The 16455-nt window shown below is 69.1% G+C and carries 22 protein-coding genes; 19 read left to right on the top strand and 3 right to left on the bottom strand.

Annotated elements, in window-relative coordinates:
* The first annotated feature begins 5 nt into the window (after positions 1-5).
* From rplF to Q9R20_RS03580, 18 genes are all read left to right on the top strand, one after another.
* Positions 6-542, top strand: coding sequence for a 50S ribosomal protein L6 (gene rplF, locus Q9R20_RS03665; protein ID WP_058623966.1), 537 nt, complete (start codon positions 6-8; stop codon positions 540-542).
* Between the two features lie 2 nt (positions 543-544).
* Positions 545-904: a 50S ribosomal protein L18 gene (gene rplR / locus Q9R20_RS03660; protein ID WP_311248402.1), complete on the top strand. Its 360-nt coding sequence runs from the start codon at positions 545-547 to the stop codon at positions 902-904.
* Positions 901-1581 carry a 30S ribosomal protein S5 gene (gene rpsE, locus Q9R20_RS03655; protein ID WP_056226274.1) on the top strand — a complete coding sequence of 227 codons (681 nt, stop codon included), beginning with the start codon at positions 901-903 and terminating at the stop codon, positions 1579-1581. The genes rplR and rpsE overlap by 4 nt, the downstream gene beginning before the upstream one ends.
* Positions 1581-1766: a 50S ribosomal protein L30 gene (gene rpmD / locus Q9R20_RS03650; protein ID WP_013583998.1), complete on the top strand. Its 186-nt coding sequence runs from the start codon at positions 1581-1583 to the stop codon at positions 1764-1766. Before rpsE ends, rpmD begins: the two co-directional genes overlap by 1 nt.
* A complete protein-coding gene (gene rplO, locus Q9R20_RS03645; RefSeq protein ID WP_307446343.1) occupies positions 1766-2299 on the top strand; it encodes a 50S ribosomal protein L15 in 534 nt (177 codons plus the stop codon). The genes rpmD and rplO overlap by 1 nt, the downstream gene beginning before the upstream one ends.
* Positions 2300-2410: 111 nt before the next feature.
* Complete coding sequence (gene secY / locus Q9R20_RS03640) at positions 2411-3733, top strand: preprotein translocase subunit SecY (protein ID WP_056226277.1); 1323 nt, start codon at positions 2411-2413, stop codon at positions 3731-3733.
* Positions 3730-4326: an adenylate kinase gene (locus Q9R20_RS03635; protein ID WP_311248052.1), complete on the top strand. Its 597-nt coding sequence runs from the start codon at positions 3730-3732 to the stop codon at positions 4324-4326. The genes secY and Q9R20_RS03635 overlap by 4 nt, the downstream gene beginning before the upstream one ends.
* A 1-nt stretch (position 4327) precedes the next feature.
* Positions 4328-5167, top strand: a complete 840-nt coding sequence (gene map / locus Q9R20_RS03630) for a type I methionyl aminopeptidase (protein WP_311248051.1) — start codon at positions 4328-4330, stop codon at positions 5165-5167.
* On the top strand, positions 5167-5871 hold the full coding sequence (locus Q9R20_RS03625) for a thioredoxin domain-containing protein (protein ID WP_311248050.1): 705 nt from the start codon (positions 5167-5169) through the stop codon (positions 5869-5871). Before map ends, Q9R20_RS03625 begins: the two co-directional genes overlap by 1 nt.
* A gap of 141 nt (positions 5872-6012) precedes the next feature.
* Positions 6013-6234 (top strand): translation initiation factor IF-1, encoded by a 222-nt coding sequence (gene infA / locus Q9R20_RS03620; RefSeq protein ID WP_013583992.1) that lies wholly within the window; start codon positions 6013-6015, stop codon positions 6232-6234.
* Positions 6235-6292: 58 nt separating this feature from the next.
* A complete protein-coding gene (rpmJ, locus tag Q9R20_RS03615) occupies positions 6293-6409 on the top strand; it encodes a 50S ribosomal protein L36 (protein ID WP_005050492.1) in 117 nt (38 codons plus the stop codon).
* Between the two features lie 148 nt (positions 6410-6557).
* Positions 6558-6932: a 30S ribosomal protein S13 gene (gene rpsM, locus Q9R20_RS03610; protein ID WP_295838192.1), complete on the top strand. Its 375-nt coding sequence runs from the start codon at positions 6558-6560 to the stop codon at positions 6930-6932.
* A gap of 36 nt (positions 6933-6968) precedes the next feature.
* A complete protein-coding gene (rpsK, locus tag Q9R20_RS03605) occupies positions 6969-7367 on the top strand; it encodes a 30S ribosomal protein S11 (protein WP_013583990.1) in 399 nt (132 codons plus the stop codon).
* Between the two features lie 178 nt (positions 7368-7545).
* Positions 7546-8535: a DNA-directed RNA polymerase subunit alpha gene (locus Q9R20_RS03600; protein ID WP_056226291.1), complete on the top strand. Its 990-nt coding sequence runs from the start codon at positions 7546-7548 to the stop codon at positions 8533-8535.
* A 42-nt stretch (positions 8536-8577) separates the two neighbouring features.
* Positions 8578-9141, top strand: a complete 564-nt coding sequence (gene rplQ, locus Q9R20_RS03595) for a 50S ribosomal protein L17 (RefSeq protein WP_311248049.1) — start codon at positions 8578-8580, stop codon at positions 9139-9141.
* Between the two features lie 89 nt (positions 9142-9230).
* Positions 9231-10088 (top strand): tRNA pseudouridine(38-40) synthase TruA, encoded by an 858-nt coding sequence (gene truA / locus Q9R20_RS03590; RefSeq protein WP_311248048.1) that lies wholly within the window; start codon positions 9231-9233, stop codon positions 10086-10088.
* A gap of 62 nt (positions 10089-10150) precedes the next feature.
* Entirely contained in the window at positions 10151-10840 is a 690-nt protein-coding gene (locus Q9R20_RS03585; protein ID WP_311248047.1) for an endonuclease/exonuclease/phosphatase family protein, read from the top strand.
* Between the two features lie 65 nt (positions 10841-10905).
* Positions 10906-11535 (top strand): hypothetical protein, encoded by a 630-nt coding sequence (locus Q9R20_RS03580; protein WP_311248046.1) that lies wholly within the window; start codon positions 10906-10908, stop codon positions 11533-11535.
* On the opposite strand, the gene Q9R20_RS03575 is transcribed toward Q9R20_RS03580, so the two are convergent.
* Both Q9R20_RS03575 and Q9R20_RS03570 read right to left on the bottom strand, forming a co-directional pair.
* On the bottom strand, positions 11536-12654 hold the full coding sequence (locus Q9R20_RS03575) for a hypothetical protein (protein WP_311248045.1): 1119 nt from the start codon (positions 12652-12654) through the stop codon (positions 11536-11538).
* Entirely contained in the window at positions 12651-14315 is a 1665-nt protein-coding gene (locus Q9R20_RS03570; RefSeq protein ID WP_311248044.1) for a PAS domain-containing sensor histidine kinase, read from the bottom strand. Before Q9R20_RS03570 ends, Q9R20_RS03575 begins: the two co-directional genes overlap by 4 nt.
* 174 nt (positions 14316-14489) lie before the next feature.
* Here Q9R20_RS03570 and Q9R20_RS03565 point away from each other — a divergent pair, with 174 nt between their 5' ends.
* Positions 14490-15290, top strand: a complete 801-nt coding sequence (locus Q9R20_RS03565; protein WP_311248043.1) for a fructose 1,6-bisphosphatase — start codon at positions 14490-14492, stop codon at positions 15288-15290.
* 43 nt (positions 15291-15333) lie between these two features.
* Here Q9R20_RS03565 and Q9R20_RS03560 read toward each other — a convergent pair whose 3' ends face one another.
* The gene (locus Q9R20_RS03560; RefSeq protein WP_311248042.1) at positions 15334-16413 is read right to left on the bottom strand and encodes a hypothetical protein; all 1080 of its coding nucleotides are present in this window, start codon (positions 16411-16413) and stop codon (positions 15334-15336) included.
* Between the last annotated feature and the right edge of the window lie 42 nt (positions 16414-16455).

The following is a 16455-nucleotide window of genomic DNA, read 5'->3' as shown; positions in this document are numbered from 1 at the left end:
CTGACATGTCGCGTATTGGACGTCTTCCCATCGACATCCCCGCCGGCGTCACCGTTTCGGTGAACGGCCGGGAGGTCTCCGTCAAGGGCCCCAAGGGCGAGCTCGCGCTCACCGTGGCGCAGCCCCTCGAGGTGTCGGTCGAGGAGAACCAGGTTCTCGTCACCCGCCCCGACGACGAGCGCGAGTCGCGGTCGCTCCACGGCCTGACCCGCACGCTCATCAACAACAACATCATCGGTGTCACCCAGGGCTACACCAAGGGCCTCGAGGTCGTCGGCACGGGTTACCGCGTGGCGCAGAAGGGCAGCTCGGTCGAGTTCGCCCTCGGCTTCTCGCACCCCGTTCTGATCGACCCGCCCGCGGGCATCACCCTCACGGTGGAGGGCAACAACAAGCTCACCGTGAGCGGCATCGACAAGCAGGCCGTCGGCGAGGCCGCAGCCAACATCCGCAAGATCCGCAAGCCGGAGCCCTACAAGGGCAAGGGTGTGCGGTACGCGGGCGAGGTCGTCCGCCGCAAGGCCGGAAAGAGTGGTAAGTGACCATGGCTGTCAAGACAAAGTCCGTCGCTCGTGCTCGTCGCCACGCGCGTCTTCGCAAGAAGGTCGTGGGCACCGAGCTGCGTCCCCGCCTCGTCGTGACGCGTTCCGCGCGCCACGTCTTCGTCCAGGTCGTGGACGACAGCAAGGGCCACACCGTGGCCTCCGCTTCCACCCTCGAGAACGACCTGCGCGGCTTCGACGGTGACAAGACCGCCAAGGCCCGCAAGGTCGGCGAGCTCGTCGCCGAGCGTGCCAAGGCCGTGGGCGTGTCCGACGTCGTGTTCGACCGTGGCGGCAACCGCTACGCCGGCCGCGTCGCCGCGATCGCCGACGGAGCTCGCGAAGGAGGGCTGAACCTGTGAGTGACAACAAGGAGACCGAAGTGACCGAGCAGACTGCGCCGGCTGAGGGTGCGGCTGCGGCCCAGGCCCCCGCCGAGCGTGAGCGCGAGCCGCGTCGCGGTGGTCGCGAGCGCAACACCAACCAGCGCGACCGTGGTTCGCGCGACCGCAACGAGAGCCAGTTCCTCGAGCGCGTCGTGACGATCAACCGTGTCTCGAAGGTCGTCAAGGGTGGTCGTCGCTTCAGCTTCACCGCGCTCGTGGTCGTCGGTGACGGCAACGGTGTGGTGGGTGTCGGCTACGGCAAGGCCCGCGAAGTCCCCCTCGCCATCTCGAAGGGTGTCGAAGAGGCCAAGCGCAACTTCTTCCGCGTCCCGCGTTCGGGCTCGACCATCCCGCACCCCGTGCAGGGTGAGGCCGCTGCCGGTGTGGTGCTCCTGCGCCCCGCCGCCGCCGGTACCGGTGTCATCGCCGGTGGTCCCGTCCGCGCCGTCCTCGAGTGCGCCGGTATCCACGACGTGCTGTCGAAGTCGCTCGGTTCGTCGAACACGATCAACATCGTGCACGCGACCGTCGAGGCGCTGAAGTCGCTCGAGGAGCCCCGCGCCGTGGCCGCCCGCCGTGGCCTGGAGTTCGACCAGGTCGCCCCGGCCCGCCTCGTGCGCGCCGAGGCCGCCGCTCAGAAGGTAGGTGCCTGATGGCCGAGCGTCTGAAGGTCACGCAGATCAAGTCCAAGGTGAGCGAGAAGCAGAACCAGCGTGACACGCTGCGTTCGCTCGGTCTCAAGCGGATCGGCGACTCGGTCGTCCGTCCCGACGACGCGCAGACGCGCGGTTACGTCAAGACCGTCGCCCACCTCGTCAAGGTTGAGGAGATCGACTAATGGCTGCCAAGAAGGACGAGACCGCCACGGTCGACGCCCCGAAGAAGGCCTCGGCTGCGAAGACGGCCGAGAAGAAGGAAGCCCCCGCGGCGCGCCCCGGCGTGCTCAAGGTCCACCACCTGCGTCCCGTCCCGGGTGCTCGCACCGCCAAGACCCGCGTGGGTCGCGGTGAGGGCTCGAAGGGTAAGACCGCCGGTCGCGGTACCAAGGGAACCAAGGCCCGTTACCAGGTCAAGGTCGGCTTCGAGGGTGGGCAGATGCCGCTGCACATGCGCACCCCGAAGCTCCGCGGCTTCAAGAACCCGTTCCGCGTCGAGTACCAGGTCGTGAACCTGGACAAGCTCGGCGAGCTCTACCCGCAGGGCGGCGACGTGACCGTCGCCGACCTCGTGGCCAAGGGCGCCGTGCGCAAGAACGAGAAGGTCAAGGTGCTCGGCACCGGCGACATCTCGGTCGCGCTGACCGTCTCGGTCGACAAGGTCTCCGGCTCGGCTGAGCAGAAGATCGTCGCCGCCGGCGGCTCCGTCAACTGACGCCCGACCCAGGAGGGGCCGGCGGCCTTACGGCCGTCGGCCCCTTCTGCGTTAGTCTGCTTTGGTGCGTGCCATGACGCGCGCGCCGAGATCGTTCTGGAGGATCCTCCCTTGTTCAGCGCCATCGCGCGGGTTTTCCGCACGCCCGACCTGAGGCGGAAGATCGCCTTCACGCTGGGCATCATTGCCATTTACCGGCTGGGTGCCCACGTGCCGACGCCCTTCGTCGACTTCCCCAACGTTCAGCAGTGTCTGAACCAGTCGGGAGGGACCGAGGGCCTGCTGTCGTTGGTCAACCTGTTCTCGGGCGGTGCGCTGCTGCAGCTGTCGATCTTCGCGCTCGGCGTCATGCCGTACATCACGGCGACGATCATCGTGCAGCTCCTGCGCGTCGTCATCCCGCACTTCGAGACGCTCTATAAAGAGGGTCAGGCCGGGCAGGCCAAGCTCACCCAGTACACCCGCTACCTGACGATCGCCCTCGCGCTGCTGCAGTCGACGACGCTCGTCACGGTCGCACGCTCGGGTCAGCTGTTCGGCTCCGCCGGCGTGCCCGAGTGCCAGCAGCTGCTCACCAACGACATCTGGTGGGCGCAGCTGCTCATGATCATCACCATGACCGCCGGTACGGGCCTGGTCATGTGGTTCGCCGAGCTGGTCACCGAGCGCGGTGTCGGTAACGGCATGTCGATCCTCATCTTCACCTCGATCGCCGCCACCTTCCCCGGTGCGATGATCTCGATCCTCAACGCCCGCGGTGTCGAGGTCTTCCTCCTGGTGCTGGCGGTGAGCATCGTCATCGTCGCCCTCGTCGTCTTCGTCGAGCAGTCGCAGCGACGCATCCCGGTGCAGTACGCCAAGCGGATGGTGGGTCGCCGCACCTACGGCGGTACGAACACCTACATCCCGATCAAGGTGAACATGGCCGGTGTCGTGCCCGTCATCTTCGCCTCGTCGCTGCTGTACATCCCGGCGCTGATCGCCCAGTTCAATCAGCCGCAGGCCGGTCAGGAGCCCGCCCCCTGGGTGACGTGGATCTCGCAGTACCTCACGCGCGGCGACCACCCGCTGTACATGCTCGTGTACTTCCTCCTGATCATCGGCTTCGCGTACTTCTACGTCGCGATCACCTTCAACCCGGTCGACGTCGCCGACAACATGAAGAAGTACGGCGGGTTCATCCCCGGCATCCGTGCCGGTCGTCCCACGGCCGAGTACCTCGACTACGTCCTCACGCGCATCACGCTGCCGGGCTCGATCTACCTCGGTCTCATCGCGCTGCTCCCGCTCGTCGCCCTGGCGACGGTGGGCGCCAACCAGAACTTCCCGTTCGGCGGCGCCTCGATCCTCATCATCGTGGGTGTCGGACTCGAGACCGTGAAGCAGATCGACGCCCAGCTCCAGCAGCGTCACTACGAAGGGCTCCTGCGATGACCGCTCGTCTCCTCATCGTCGGCCCGCAGGGCTCGGGCAAGGGCACGCAGGGCGTTCGCGTCGGCGAGGCCTTCGGCATCCCGGTCGTCTCCACCGGCGACGTGTTCCGCGCGAACGTCAAAGACGGCACGGAGCTGGGGCTGCAGGTGAAGTCGATCATCGACGCCGGGAGCCTCGTCCCCGACGAGCTCACCAGTGCGGTCGTGCGCGACCGTCTCGCGCAGCCCGACGCCGCGGAGGGGTTCCTCCTCGACGGGTACCCGCGCAACCTGGCGCAGGTCATGCACCTCGACGAGTTCCTCGAGGGTCGCGACGAGGCGCTCGACGCCGTGATCGCCCTCGTCGTGCCGCGTGAGGAGTCGCTGGCGCGGCTTACCGCGCGCGCGGCGGAGCAGGGGCGTGCCGACGACACCGAGGAGGCCATCGCCACGCGTCTGGGCATCTACGAGCGGGAGACGGCTCCGATCCTCGACGTGTACGGCACCCGGGGCATCGTCGACGAGGTCGACGGCGTCGGCAGCCTCGACGAGGTCACCGCGCGTATCTTCGCGGCGCTCGAGGCCCGCGGCCTCACCGCCGTGCCGGCTGTCTGACGTGGTGTTCCGCTCCTCGATCTACAAGAAGCCCGCGCAGCTGCGGTCGATGATCGAGCCCGGTCTGATCACGGCCGATGCTTTGGATGCCGTGCGCGCCCTTGTCGCCCCCGGTGTCACGACTCTCGAGCTCGACGCGGCGGCATCCGCCCTCATCACCTCGCGTGGTGCGGTGTCGAACTTCCAGATGGTGCGGGGGTACCGGCACACCATCTGCGCCTCGGTGAACGAGCAGGTGGTGCACGGCATCCCGAACGATCGTCCACTCGAGGCCGGGGACATCCTCTCGATCGACGCGGGCGCCGAGTTCCGGGCCTGGAACGGCGACTCCGCCTTCACCGTGATCGTCCCCGGCGACGCGCCGGAGGAGATCGTCGCCCCGCGTCGTCGGCTGTCCGAGGTGACCGAGGGGTCGCTCTGGGCGGGGATCGCGGCGCTGAGCCGCGCCAGCCACCTCTCCGAGGTGGGTGCGGCGATCGAGCAGTACATCCAGGAGCATGCGCCCGAGGGCGGCTACGGCATCCTCCGCGACTACGTGGGCCACGGCATCGGCCGCAAGATGCACGAGTCGCCCAGCATCTTCAACTACGCCGTCGCCGACCGCGGCCCCGAGGTGCGCCCAGGGCTCGCCGTGGCGATCGAGCCCATGGTCGTGATCGGCGACCAGGAGACCTACACCGAGGACGACGGCTGGACCGTCTCGACGGTCGACGGCACCGAGGGCTCTCACTGGGAACATAGCGTCGCCGTGCATGATGGGGGCATCTGGGTCCTCACCGCGCACGACGGCGGTGCCGAGAAGCTGGCGCCGTTCGGAGTGGTGCCGAAGGAGATCGACTGATGATGATGGCGGCTGTCCGCAAGTCCACCAACTGGTTCGCGATCGGCGTCACGGCGGCAGCCGTGGTGGTCGTGCTGATCGTGGGCGGTGTGGTGTGGTTCGCCAACAGCCAGGCCACGTCGCCCGGAACACTGCCGGAGACGTCCGCGGTCAACACCGAGACCGGTGCTATCTCGATCGGTTCCGGACCGAAGACCGTCGACACCTACGTCGATTTCATGTGCCCCATCTGCAACTCCTTCGAGCAGGCGTACGGCCCGACGCTGCAACAGCTGACCGACGACTCCACCATCACGTTGAACTTCCACCCGATCTCGATCCTCGACCGGCAGTCGCAGGGGACGCAGTACTCCACCCGCGCGGCCAACGCGGCGTACTGCGTCGCCGTCGACGACGTGGCCAACGTCCCCGCGTTCGTCAAGGCGCTCTACGCGCAGCAGCCGCAGGAGGGAACGGCGGGGCTCGACGATGCCACGCTCGCCTCGATCGCGACGACGGCGGGAGCCTCGGATGCCGTGACCTCGTGCATCACCGACGGCACCTACTCGAAGTTCGTCACCGCGATGACGCAGAAGACGCCGTTGCAGCCGAACGCCAGCGGTATCGCGACGCCCACCATCGCGGTCGACGGCACCGTCCTGAACAACCAGCAGGACCTCACCGGCGACCCGCAGAAGGACATCGTCGCCCGCCTGAACGGCTGACGAGGTCCCCGGCGAGTTGCCGGGTCGAGCATTACCACGTATGCTTGATCTTTGGTGCGTTGCGCCTTCATTGGCGTGTCGAAGCACCGAATCCCCATCCACCGCAGACCGGCCGGTCTGCAACTGAGCGTGAGCGAGTTTATGGCGAAGAAAGACGGTGTCATCGAGATCGAGGGCACGGTGTCGGAAGCACTGCCCAACGCGATGTTCCGTGTCGAACTGACCAACGGTCACAAGGTGCTCGCCACCATCTCGGGCAAGATGCGGCAGAACTACATCCGCATCATCCCCGAGGACCGCGTCGTCGTCGAGCTGAGCCCGTACGACCTCACCCGCGGTCGTATCGTCTACCGCTACCGCTGAGTCCGGCCGAGAAGTAACGACCGCGTCCGCGCGTCGAAGACAGCGAAACAGGAACATCATGAAGGTCAACCCCTCCGTCAAGCCCATCTGCGACCACTGCAAGGTGATCCGTCGTCACGGGCGCGTGATGGTGATCTGCAAGAGCAACCCGCGCCACAAGCAGCGTCAGGGCTGAGCTCCTCACCGAGCTCGATCGCATTCCCAACTGAATACACACCGGCAGGATCAGATCCCCTTCGCGCGAGCGGAGGGGGGACACCTCGGGGCGGAGGCCCGAGCACCGATCCTGCTCCACACCTCCACGACACTCTGAGGAGAGCCGCATGGCACGTCTCGCCGGCGTCGACATCCCGCGCGACAAGCGCGTGGTGATCGCACTTACCTACATCTACGGCGTGGGTCGCACCCGCTCCGTCGAGATCCTGAACGCGACCGGCATCAGCCAGGACATCCGCGTCAAGGAGCTCACCGACGACCAGCTGGTCGCTCTGCGCGACCACATCGAGGGCACCTACAAGGTGGAGGGTGACCTTCGCCGCGAGGTCGCCGCCGACATCCGCCGCAAGGTCGAGATCGGTTCCTACGAGGGCCTGCGCCACCGCCGCGGCCTCCCCGTGCGCGGTCAGCGCACGAAGACGAACGCGCGTACCCGCAAGGGTCCCAAGCGCACCGTCGCCGGCAAGAAGAAGGCGCGCTAAGCCGCGGGCTGAGCGTCAGGATTCAGGAGAACGCACATGGCACAGGCCAAGTCCGCCGCGCGCAAGCCGCGCCGCAAGGAGAAGAAGAACATCGCCGTGGGTCAGGCCCACATCAAGTCGACGTTCAACAACACCATCGTTTCGATCACCGACCCCTCGGGTGCCGTCATCAGCTGGGCCTCGTCCGGCGGTGTCGGGTTCAAGGGCTCGCGCAAGTCGACGCCGTACGCCGCCGGCATGGCCGCGGAGTCGGCAGCTCGCCAGGCGCAGGAGCACGGCGTCAAGAAGGTCGACGTCTTCGTGAAGGGTCCGGGTTCGGGTCGTGAGACCGCGATCCGCTCGCTCACCGCGGCCGGCCTCGAGGTCGGTTCGATCCAGGACGTGACGCCGCAGGCCCACAACGGCTGCCGTCCGCCCAAGCGTCGCCGCGTCTGACGCGTCCGTTCCCGGGGAGTGCTCGTCGCTCCCCGGGAACGCCGCGCTCACGCGCGTTTCAGACTTCCGGATGCCGGCGCGCGCCGTCGAGGAGCCCCCGGCATCCCGCGAGTACAACTCAACACCTCACCCCATTACACGTGTCATATAGCGGGCACGTGATCGAAAGGAACACATAGTGCTCATCGCACAGCGTCCCACTCTGACCGAGGAGAAGATCGGGGAGTTCCGCAGCCGTTTCGTCATCGAGCCGCTCGAGCCCGGTTTCGGTTACACGATCGGCAACGCGCTGCGTCGCAGCCTCCTGTCGTCGATCCCCGGCGCGGCCGTCACGAGCATCCGCATCGACGGCGTCCTGCACGAGTTCAGCACCATCCCGGGCGTGAAGGAAGACGTCACCGAGATCATCCTGAACATCAAGCAGCTGGTCGTCTCGAGCGAGCGCGACGAGCCCATCACGGCGTACCTGCGCAAGACCGGCGCCGGTGAGGTCACCGCCGCCGACATCTCCGCTCCGGCGGGCGTCGAGGTGCACAACCCCGAGCTGGTCATCGCCACGCTCAACGACACCGCGAAGTTCGAGCTCGAGCTCACGATCGAGCGTGGCCGCGGCTACGTCTCGGCGACCCAGAACCGCAACGAGTACGCCGAGGCCGGTCAGATCCCGATCGACTCGATCTACTCGCCCGTGCTCAAGGTCAGCTACCGCGTCGACGCCACCCGTGCCGGTGAGCGCACCGACTTCGACAAGCTCGTCCTCGACGTCGAGTCGAAGGCCTCGATCGCCCCGCGCGACGCCGTGGCCTCCGCCGGCCGCACCCTCGTCGAGCTCTTCGGCCTCGCCCGCGAGCTGAACGTCGAGGCCGAGGGCATCGAGATCGGCCCCGCGCCGGTCGAGACCGTCCTCTCGAACGAGCTGTCGATGCCGATCGAGGACCTCGATCTTTCGGTGCGCTCGTACAACTGCCTCAAGCGCGAGGGCATCAACACCGTTTCGGAGCTGGTCGCCCTTTCCGAGACGCAGCTGATGAACATCCGCAACTTCGGTCAGAAGTCGGTGGACGAGGTGCGCGACAAGCTCACCTCCCTCGGCCTGTCGCTCAAGGACTCGGTGCCCGGCTTCGACGGCGCCCAGTTCTACAGCGGCTACGACGAAGAAACCGTCTGACCCCGTCGGACCCGACCGAACCTTCTCCTGGAGTAATACGACATGCCCAAGCCCACGAAGGGTCCCCGCCTCGGAGGCGGCCCGGCCCACGAGCGTCTGCTTCTCGCCAACCTCGCGGCAGCCCTCTACACGCACAAGTCCATCAAGACGACCGAGACCAAGGCCAAGCGCCTGCGTCCGCTCGCCGAGCGCCTCATCACCTTCGCCAAGCGCGGCGACCTGCACGCGCGCCGTCGCGTGCTGAGCGTGATCGGCGACAAAGAGGTCGTGCACACCCTCTTCACCGAGATCGCGCCGCTGGTGGCCGAGCGTGACGGCGGCTACACCCGCATCACCAAGGTCGGCAACCGCAAGGGCGACAACGCGCCCATGGCCGTGATCGAGCTCGTGCTCGAGCCCGTCGCGAAGAAGCCGTCGACCAAAGCCGCTGCGGCCCCCGCCGCCGCTGCCCCGGCCGCCGACGAGGCTCCCGCCGCCGATGAGACCGCCGCCGACGAGACGTCGGCCGACGAGACCGCCGCCGACGCCGGCGCCGAGTCGCAGGAAGAGGGCGCGGCCGCTGAGGCCGCCGCCGACGACGCCGTCGCCGACGACGCCAAGGCCTGAGTCTCTCCGCTCGCACGTAGCCCCCGTCCGGATCCGTCCGGGCGGGGGCTTCGTCGTTCGCGCGTGCGCCGCGCTCGTAGGCTGGAGGGGTGCGCATCCGCTTCGACATCGCCTACGACGGCACACATTTCCGCGGGTGGGCGCGGCAGCCGCGGTTGCGCACGGTGCAGGGCGAGCTCGAGGGCGCCCTGGCCCGCATCGTCGGCGGGGCGCCACGCCTGGTCGTCGCGGGGCGTACGGATGCCGGCGTGCACGCGTCGGGTCAGGTGGCGCACCTCGACCTCGACGACGAGCAGATCGCGCGGCTCCCGCGTCGCCGCCGCGACGGCGACGAGACCGACGCGGTCGCCGCGCTCGCGGGACGTGTGCGGGGCGTTCTCGGCGCGTATCCCGACGTGACGGTCCGCCGCACCTCGCTCGCCCCCGAGGGCTTCGACGCGCGCTTCTCGGCCGTCTGGCGACGGTACAGCTACCGACTGGCGGATGCCGCCACGGCGTACGACCCGCTCGACCGGCACCGGACCACCACCGTGCGTAGCGCGCTCGACGTGGAGGCGATGGATGCCGCGGCCGGCCGCCTCATCGGCCTGCACGATTTCGCCGCCTACTGCAAGGCGCGGGAAGAGGCCACCACGATCCGCACGCTGCTGGAGTACGACTGGCGCCGAGGCGACGACGGAGCGCTGGTGGCCAATGTGCGCGCCGACGCGTTCTGCCACAGCATGGTGCGCGCGCTCGTGGGTGCGTGCGTGGCCGTCGGCGAGGGCCGCATCGCGATCGACGACGTGGTGGCCATCCGCGACGCGCGCCTGCGCATCCCCGAGACGAAGGTGCTCGCCGCGCGCGGTCTCGTGCTGGCCGAGGTCGGGTATCCCGCCGACGAGCTTCTCGCCGCCCGTGCCGAGCAGACGCGCAATCGACGGGATGCCGAGGAGTCGGCATCCTGAATCGAGGGGGCTGTGCAACCCCTCGCCGGCACCGTCCGCGGCGGTCGTAGGCTGTCCAGGCCATGAAGGTCATCTCGTACAACCTCAACAAGCACCGTGCCGCGGGTGAACTCGTCGCTCTCGTCGACCAGCACGAGGCCGACGTGCTCTGCCTCCAGGAGTGCGACACCGCGGACATCCCCGAGACCATCGGCGATCTGCGCCTCGCCGAGGCGACGCAGCGCAATCGTCTGGGTCTCGCGCTGTACTACCGCGAAAACACCTTCCGCGCCGAAGAGGTGCGGGCGATCGCGCTGAAGAAATCGCTGCACGACTACGTGCTCAAGCCCGCGGAGGAGCGGATGCTGGGGGTGCGCCTTCGCGACATCGACCACGGGCGGGATGTCATCGTGGCCTCGTTCCACGCGGCGCCGCTCACGGCGCTCAACTCGCTGCGGCGGCACCAGATCCGCACGGCCCTGTCCGAGCTGCAGAACCTCGGCCCGGGCCTTCCGGCGCTCATGGTCGGCGACTACAACTACCCGGTGTTCAAGGAGAATCTCGGGCAGAAGGTCCGCGACCAGGGGTACGAGCTCACCCTGAGCGACGCCCGCACCTACACCCGCTACCGCTTCTTCCGCGGGCACTACGACTTCGCGACCTCGATCGGTTTCGACATCGCCCACATCCGGACGTTGCCGCAGGGACTCAGCGATCACCTGCCCATCCTCATCACCGCCGAGGTCACCGCGGCATACCCCGGCCGCGTCTGAGCCTGCCCGCGCGCTCGATGCGATCGCGGACACCTACACTGGGAAAACCATCCGGGGGAGGCATCATGCGGTTCGCAGCGCGTCGCGGCAGAGCGACCATCGGCGCGGCAGCGGCGGGGGCGATCCTTCTCGCGCTCACCGGGTGCGGCGCGCCGCCGTGGGCCCAGGGGGCCGCTTCCGAGCCGGTCGCCTCGGCGGCGCCGACGATGACGAGCGCACCGCAGCCGGTCCGCAACGACCTGTCCAGCGGATCGACGCAGCGCTCGCTCACCGCCGGTTCCGTGGCGGCGACGGTCGACTACTGGTCGACGCTGTCGATGGATCGCTGGACGCCCACGGCCCTCAAACCCGTCAGCCTCTCGATGGAGACCACGGTCACCCCCAACGACGGGCAGAAGGTGTACCTGCAGCGGGCGACCATGACCGCCGTGCCCGGCAACGCCTCGCAGTCGCTCGCGCCGCTCGCCGCGCAGGTCGATCAGACCGACGCCCCCGGGTACCTGGTGCTCTCGCCGTACAGCTATTCGCAGACGTTCAACGTGGGCGAGGTCCCCGCCGACGCCACCTTCGTGACTCTGCAGTTCACGTTCGAGTTCCTCGTGCAGACCACGCCCACCTCGAACGAGTTCGCGAAGCAGACCGCGAGCGACTCGGTGACCGTCGCGATCGCCGACGACGCCACCGCGACGGGCTGATCACACCCGCACTCGCTCCCAGCGGTCGCCGCCCTGGCGGCTGGCTTCGGCGGCCGCGGCGTCGGCCGCCGCGATGAGCACCGGTAGGTCGAAGTCGCCCGCCTCGGCCGGAACCCAGCCGACGCTCGCGGAGAGCTGGATGTCGACCAAGGCGGACACGTCGAGCTCGGTGATCCTGCGCAGCAGGGTGCGGACGGTCTCGCGCAGCACGGAGTCCGGCCGCGAGAGCACCAGCACGACGCGACCGCGAACCTCACGACCGAGATCGCACTCGGCGGGGAACGCATCGGCCACGACGGCCTCGAACGCCGCGACGAGGCGCAGCCAGTTGCTCTCGCCCGCGGCGCTGCGCAACTGGGTGGGGTCGTCGAGGCGGATGGTGAGCACCGCCCAGCTCTGTTCGCGCGCCCGTCCGGCGCGGCGGAGGCGATCACCGGCGGTGACGACGAAGTGCGGCCAGTTCGACGCGGAGTGCGTGCCGCTGGGCGACACCGACGTGAAGTACAGAAGCGAGACCGTCGCACACACCAGGAACACCAGCATCGCGAGCCCGTTGATGATGCGGGGGAGGGCGAGGTCGCCGATCGCGGCGGGGGCGGCGAGACCCGAGACCAGCACCGCGGCGCCGAGGGCGACGAACGCGGCGGACACGATCGTCAACGGCAGCGCGAGTCGCTCGAGGCGGTCCGCGGCGCGGCGCAGCTCCCCGACCGTGAGCCCTGCGAACACCGCGGCACCGACGAAGGCGATGCGGAAGGTGAGACCGTATGCGTTCGGGTCGACGGTCGCCACGAACGCCGTCGCCGTCACCACGGCCTGGACCGCGCCGAGCCAGGGGAGCGCGCGAACACCGCGTCGTGCGCGGAAACCCGACCAGATGAGGGCGGGCGCACCGAGCATGAGGCCCAGTCCGGCGCGACGCACCATCTCGTTCTCGAGGATGGCGCCCGTGACCGACACCCACGTGCTCGCCATCGCCAGCACGAAGGCGAGCGACCACAGCAGCGCGGAGCGCGAGGGCCGATGCAGGAAGCCGAGGCCGATGATCATCACGGTGCCCAGTGTCGCCACCGTCGCCTGGGCGAGGCCGAGGTTCGACAGCACGTCGGCCGGCGTCACGCGGCCGCACCCTCGCTGCGGACGGGCAGGATCACCGTCACCGTGGTTCCGGCGCCCAACTCGCTCTCGAGGAACAGCGATCCGCCCTGGTCCTCGACGATGCTGCGGATGATGCCCATGCCCAGGCCCGTGCCGGGGGTCGAACTCTCGCGCACCGACTGCGCACGGAAGTACGGATCGAACACGTGCGGGAGGTCGTCGGGGTGGATGCCGATACCCGTGTCGGCGAAGTGCAGGATGACGTCGTCGGGCGAGACGTCGCCGGAGATGCGGATGGTGCCGCCCGCCGGGGTGTACTTGATGGCGTTGCTGAGGATGTTGTCGAAGGCCTGACGCAGACGGAAGGCGTCGCCGGCGACCTCGGCGCTCGCGGGCAGCTCGTCGACGACGCTCACCCGCCGGGCCGCCGCGGCGGGGCGGAACGACGCCAGCGACGAGGCGATGATGCGACTCGCGTCGGCCCCGGCGGGGGCGGAGGTCTCCCGGAAGACGCCGCGCGAGGTCGCGAGGATCTCGGAGATGAGCTTCTGCATGCGCTCGCCGGCGGCGGCGATGACCTCCAATTGCTCGCGAACCTTCGGTGAGAGACCGGGGTCGTCGAGGGCGAGGTCGGCGTGGCCGACGATCGCGGTGAGGGGATTGCGCAGCTCGTGCGACACGGTCGCCGCGAGGCGTTCGCGCGCCCGCTCGGATTCGATCAGGGCGGTGATGTCGTGGACGATCAGGAGCGTGCTCTCCGGCTCGTCCGACGAGATGAGGCGGCGCGTCGACGCCGACAGGGCGTGCCACTCGCCATGCGGGTCGAACAGCCAGACGCGCTCGTCGTCGAACTGCTCGCCGCGCGCGGCCCGGGCGAACGGACGCTCGGACTCCGGCAGCGGCTCGCCGCGCAGCGTCGCGTACTCGACCGCCGCCCCGGGGCGCTGCGGCTCGTCGCGCTCGACGCCGTAGAGGGCGACGTAGGTGTCGTTGAGGGCGAGCACCTCGCCGTCGGCGGAGAGCCGCGCGATGCCGGTGTCGAGGCCGTTCAGCATCTGGGAGACGCGCCGCTCCTGGCCGGAGACGCGTTGGAGCGTGCCCTGCAGGCGGCTCGCCTGTCGACGCAGGAGCTGTTTGAACGCCCGGGTCTGCCGCGCCGACAAATGGGCGGTGATGGCGATGAACGTCAACGACAGGAGGACGACGATGAGGCGCAGGGCGCTCAACGGGCCGGTGTCGGTGACCGCGGCATCCACGACGATGATGACGCCCACCGTGCCCAGCGCCGGGATGAGGTAGGCGAGCGAGAAGTGCGTGGCGATCCAGATGATCGGGAAGACCCAGAAGAATCCGAAGCGCAGGTCGGTGCCGAAGCTCAGCAGACCGATGCCCAGGATGTCGCCGAGGGGGATGACCGACACCGCCGCCCGGGGCAGGCGATGCCACGGCACCACGATGGCGACGGCCGTGAGGGCGATGACGACGCCCACACCCGAGGAGAACGGCCACTGCGTGAACAGCGACGGCTCCAGCGCCTGGACGAGCAGGACGGTGATGACGACGCTCGCGCCGAGCACGAGCTGCTGCAGCCAGACGGAGCGGGTGCGGCTGCCGGGGTTCGCGTCGTCTTCGTGGACGCCGTCCGGAGGAACCGCCGGTCGGACGCTCCTCAGGGATGCCATTCCTCGAGTGTATAGAGAGTGGTGTAGTCTTCTGCGCGCCATCCTGTCTCTGCTCGCCGCGCGTGAGGACACCCTCGCGTCGCCCGGTCAGACTCCCCCTGAGGCCTGCATCCCGCAGCGTGATGGTCGTTCAGCGACCTCTGCGCCCTTGCGCCGACCCTCAGGAGACACACCGTGAGCACCCCTCGCCGCCGCGCTCGTGCCTGCGCCCTCGCCATCGTCCTCGCGCTCGCGGCGCCGGCGACGCTGACCGGATGCACGCAGGTCGCGGAGATGTTCAACGCCCTGCCCGGCCAGATGGGCGCCGGCGCGCAGTCCGTGGTCGTGGCGACGCCCGTGCCGCAGTCCAGCGCGGATGCCATGCCCTTCGACTCGCAGTTCACGTACGACGGATCGGTGTCGCTGACAAGCGAGGTGGCCGACGGTCTCGAGGTGCGCCTGGACGTGTGGGCGGTGAACCCGAAGCGGACGATGGAGTGGACGCCGACGAACGAGAAGCAGCTCGGTTTCGCGGTGAACGTCGTCGACCACCGCGTGGACGAGAAGGCCGTGCTGGCGCAGAAACGTCGCGTGTACGTGTCGTCGGTGTCGATCACCTCGCAGACCGCGCAGACGAACGGACAGGTCTCGAACCCGTTCCAGTTCAGCGCCGACCCGCGGACCCTCGTGCCGACCGACACCCTGCGCTCCGACCGGGGTCTGCTGCTGAACAGCTTCCAGGGCGGACTGCTCGTGCCCACCACCTCGATCCGGCAGCTGCCCGCCGACACCTACGGTCTGACCCTCGAGTTCGCGCTCAACGTCGCCGTCGAGGGGACGGCGAACAGCGACGCGTTCTCGCAGCAGACGGTGTACCAGTACCTGCCCATCGCGATCTCCGCGGATCAGGGGCAGAGCCCGACGGACCAGGGCACGGGGACGCGAAGCAGCACCGGCCGCGCGCCGGGCTGGGGTCAGACCACCGACCAGGGGTGAGCGCCGCGGGCCCTGACGGTCCGCGTAGCTGAGCCGCCGGGGGTCAGGCCGATCCGGACTGACCCTGACGGGGCCGCAGGCGCCGGCTCTCCATGAGCAGCGACAGATCGTCGACGTCCCGGGCCAGGTAATGCTCGAACGTCAGGTCGGGCACGTCGGCGTAGTCGATGGTCGGCATCCGGCGCGCGAACGCGCGCCGCACCGCCTGCTCGACCTCGGCGGCGTCGAGCGTCGCCGGCGCCACCGCGAAGACCGAGTCGCGAGCCGGAACGCCGGTGACGACCTCGGGGAGCGCGTCGACCACGGCATCCGCCACCGCCCGCAGCATCGTCTCTCCGCGCTCGGAGCTGTGCGCCGCCCGGATGAGATCGATCTCGGGCACCCGCACCACGCTGACGCGGACGAGGGCGTGCGTCTCGATCAGGCGGGCGGCCTCGCGGCGGAGGGCGCCGCGGTCGTGGGCGCGCGTCCCGGGCGCGGGGTCGTCATCGAGCTGTCGTCCGATCCACACGGCGCCCCACGAGACCAGGGCGATGGCGACCGCGCTCACCGCAGCGGTGGCCTCGGCCGACACCGGCCCCTGGCCCACGAGCAGCCCTCGCCCGAAGAAGGCCACGACCGCCAGACGGGCCAGGTTGTAGGCCGCGTACAGGCTGAGCGTCCACGACAGGAGTCGGGCGCCGTGCAGTTCGCTCAGCGGTCGTCGGGAGCACTCGAGCGCGCCGAGAGCGCCGAAGACGACCAGTCCCGCGGTCTTCAGCAGAGTCGCGTCATCGAGGGGGATGAGGAAGGTCAGCCCCAGCATGAGGATGCCGCCGGCTCCGGTGCTCACCGCACCGATCGCCCGGCGACCGTTCAGTCGTCGCGCACCCGCCCACAGCAGTCCTGGGGCGAGCAGGTTCGTGGCGTTGCCGACCGCTGCGGCGGTCGCCCCGCCGCCCGCCGTCTCGAACACGTTCATGGCTCCGCACAGCAGCGCCGCGATCGCGGCCATGCCGAAGTAGCGGACCATGTCCGCGCGAGGTCCGCCGCGATCGTCGTCGGGCCGACCGTGCGTGAGGAAGAGCATGGTCAGGGCGATCCCCGCCGCGGCGATCGAGGCGAGGAGAGCGAGGACGATCACGGAGGGTCGTCTCCTTCTTCGTCACGGTGCAATCTTGAGGAA

Origin of the sequence: Microbacterium sp. PRF11, assembly GCF_031844085.1 — a bacterium.
Classification (GTDB): domain Bacteria; phylum Actinomycetota; class Actinomycetes; order Actinomycetales; family Microbacteriaceae; genus Microbacterium.
Note: the sequence above shows the minus strand (reverse complement) of the source record. Positions and strands in the feature narration are given on the sequence as shown.

What these genes read in the sequence shown, in the direction of transcription:
- Q9R20_RS03580 (WP_311248046.1), top strand. Translation starts at nt 10,906, where the DNA reads ATGCGGTTCGCAGCGCGTCGCGGCAGAGCGACCATCGGCGCGGCAGCG.
- rplO (WP_307446343.1), top strand. Translation starts at nt 1,766, where the DNA reads ATGGCTGCCAAGAAGGACGAGACCGCCACGGTCGACGCCCCGAAGAAG.
- rpmJ (WP_005050492.1), top strand. Translation starts at nt 6,293, where the DNA reads ATGAAGGTCAACCCCTCCGTCAAGCCCATCTGCGACCACTGCAAGGTG.
- Q9R20_RS03570 (WP_311248044.1), bottom strand. Translation starts at nt 14,315, where the DNA reads ATGGCATCCCTGAGGAGCGTCCGACCGGCGGTTCCTCCGGACGGCGTC.
- Q9R20_RS03625 (WP_311248050.1), top strand. Translation starts at nt 5,167, where the DNA reads ATGATGATGGCGGCTGTCCGCAAGTCCACCAACTGGTTCGCGATCGGC.
- Q9R20_RS03585 (WP_311248047.1), top strand. Translation starts at nt 10,151, where the DNA reads ATGAAGGTCATCTCGTACAACCTCAACAAGCACCGTGCCGCGGGTGAA.
- rpsM (WP_295838192.1), top strand. Translation starts at nt 6,558, where the DNA reads ATGGCACGTCTCGCCGGCGTCGACATCCCGCGCGACAAGCGCGTGGTG.
- rplQ (WP_311248049.1), top strand. Translation starts at nt 8,578, where the DNA reads ATGCCCAAGCCCACGAAGGGTCCCCGCCTCGGAGGCGGCCCGGCCCAC.
- rplF (WP_058623966.1), top strand. Translation starts at nt 6, where the DNA reads ATGTCGCGTATTGGACGTCTTCCCATCGACATCCCCGCCGGCGTCACC.
- infA (WP_013583992.1), top strand. Translation starts at nt 6,013, where the DNA reads ATGGCGAAGAAAGACGGTGTCATCGAGATCGAGGGCACGGTGTCGGAA.
- rpsK (WP_013583990.1), top strand. Translation starts at nt 6,969, where the DNA reads ATGGCACAGGCCAAGTCCGCCGCGCGCAAGCCGCGCCGCAAGGAGAAG.
- Q9R20_RS03635 (WP_311248052.1), top strand. Translation starts at nt 3,730, where the DNA reads ATGACCGCTCGTCTCCTCATCGTCGGCCCGCAGGGCTCGGGCAAGGGC.
- rplR (WP_311248402.1), top strand. Translation starts at nt 545, where the DNA reads ATGGCTGTCAAGACAAAGTCCGTCGCTCGTGCTCGTCGCCACGCGCGT.
- rpmD (WP_013583998.1), top strand. Translation starts at nt 1,581, where the DNA reads ATGGCCGAGCGTCTGAAGGTCACGCAGATCAAGTCCAAGGTGAGCGAG.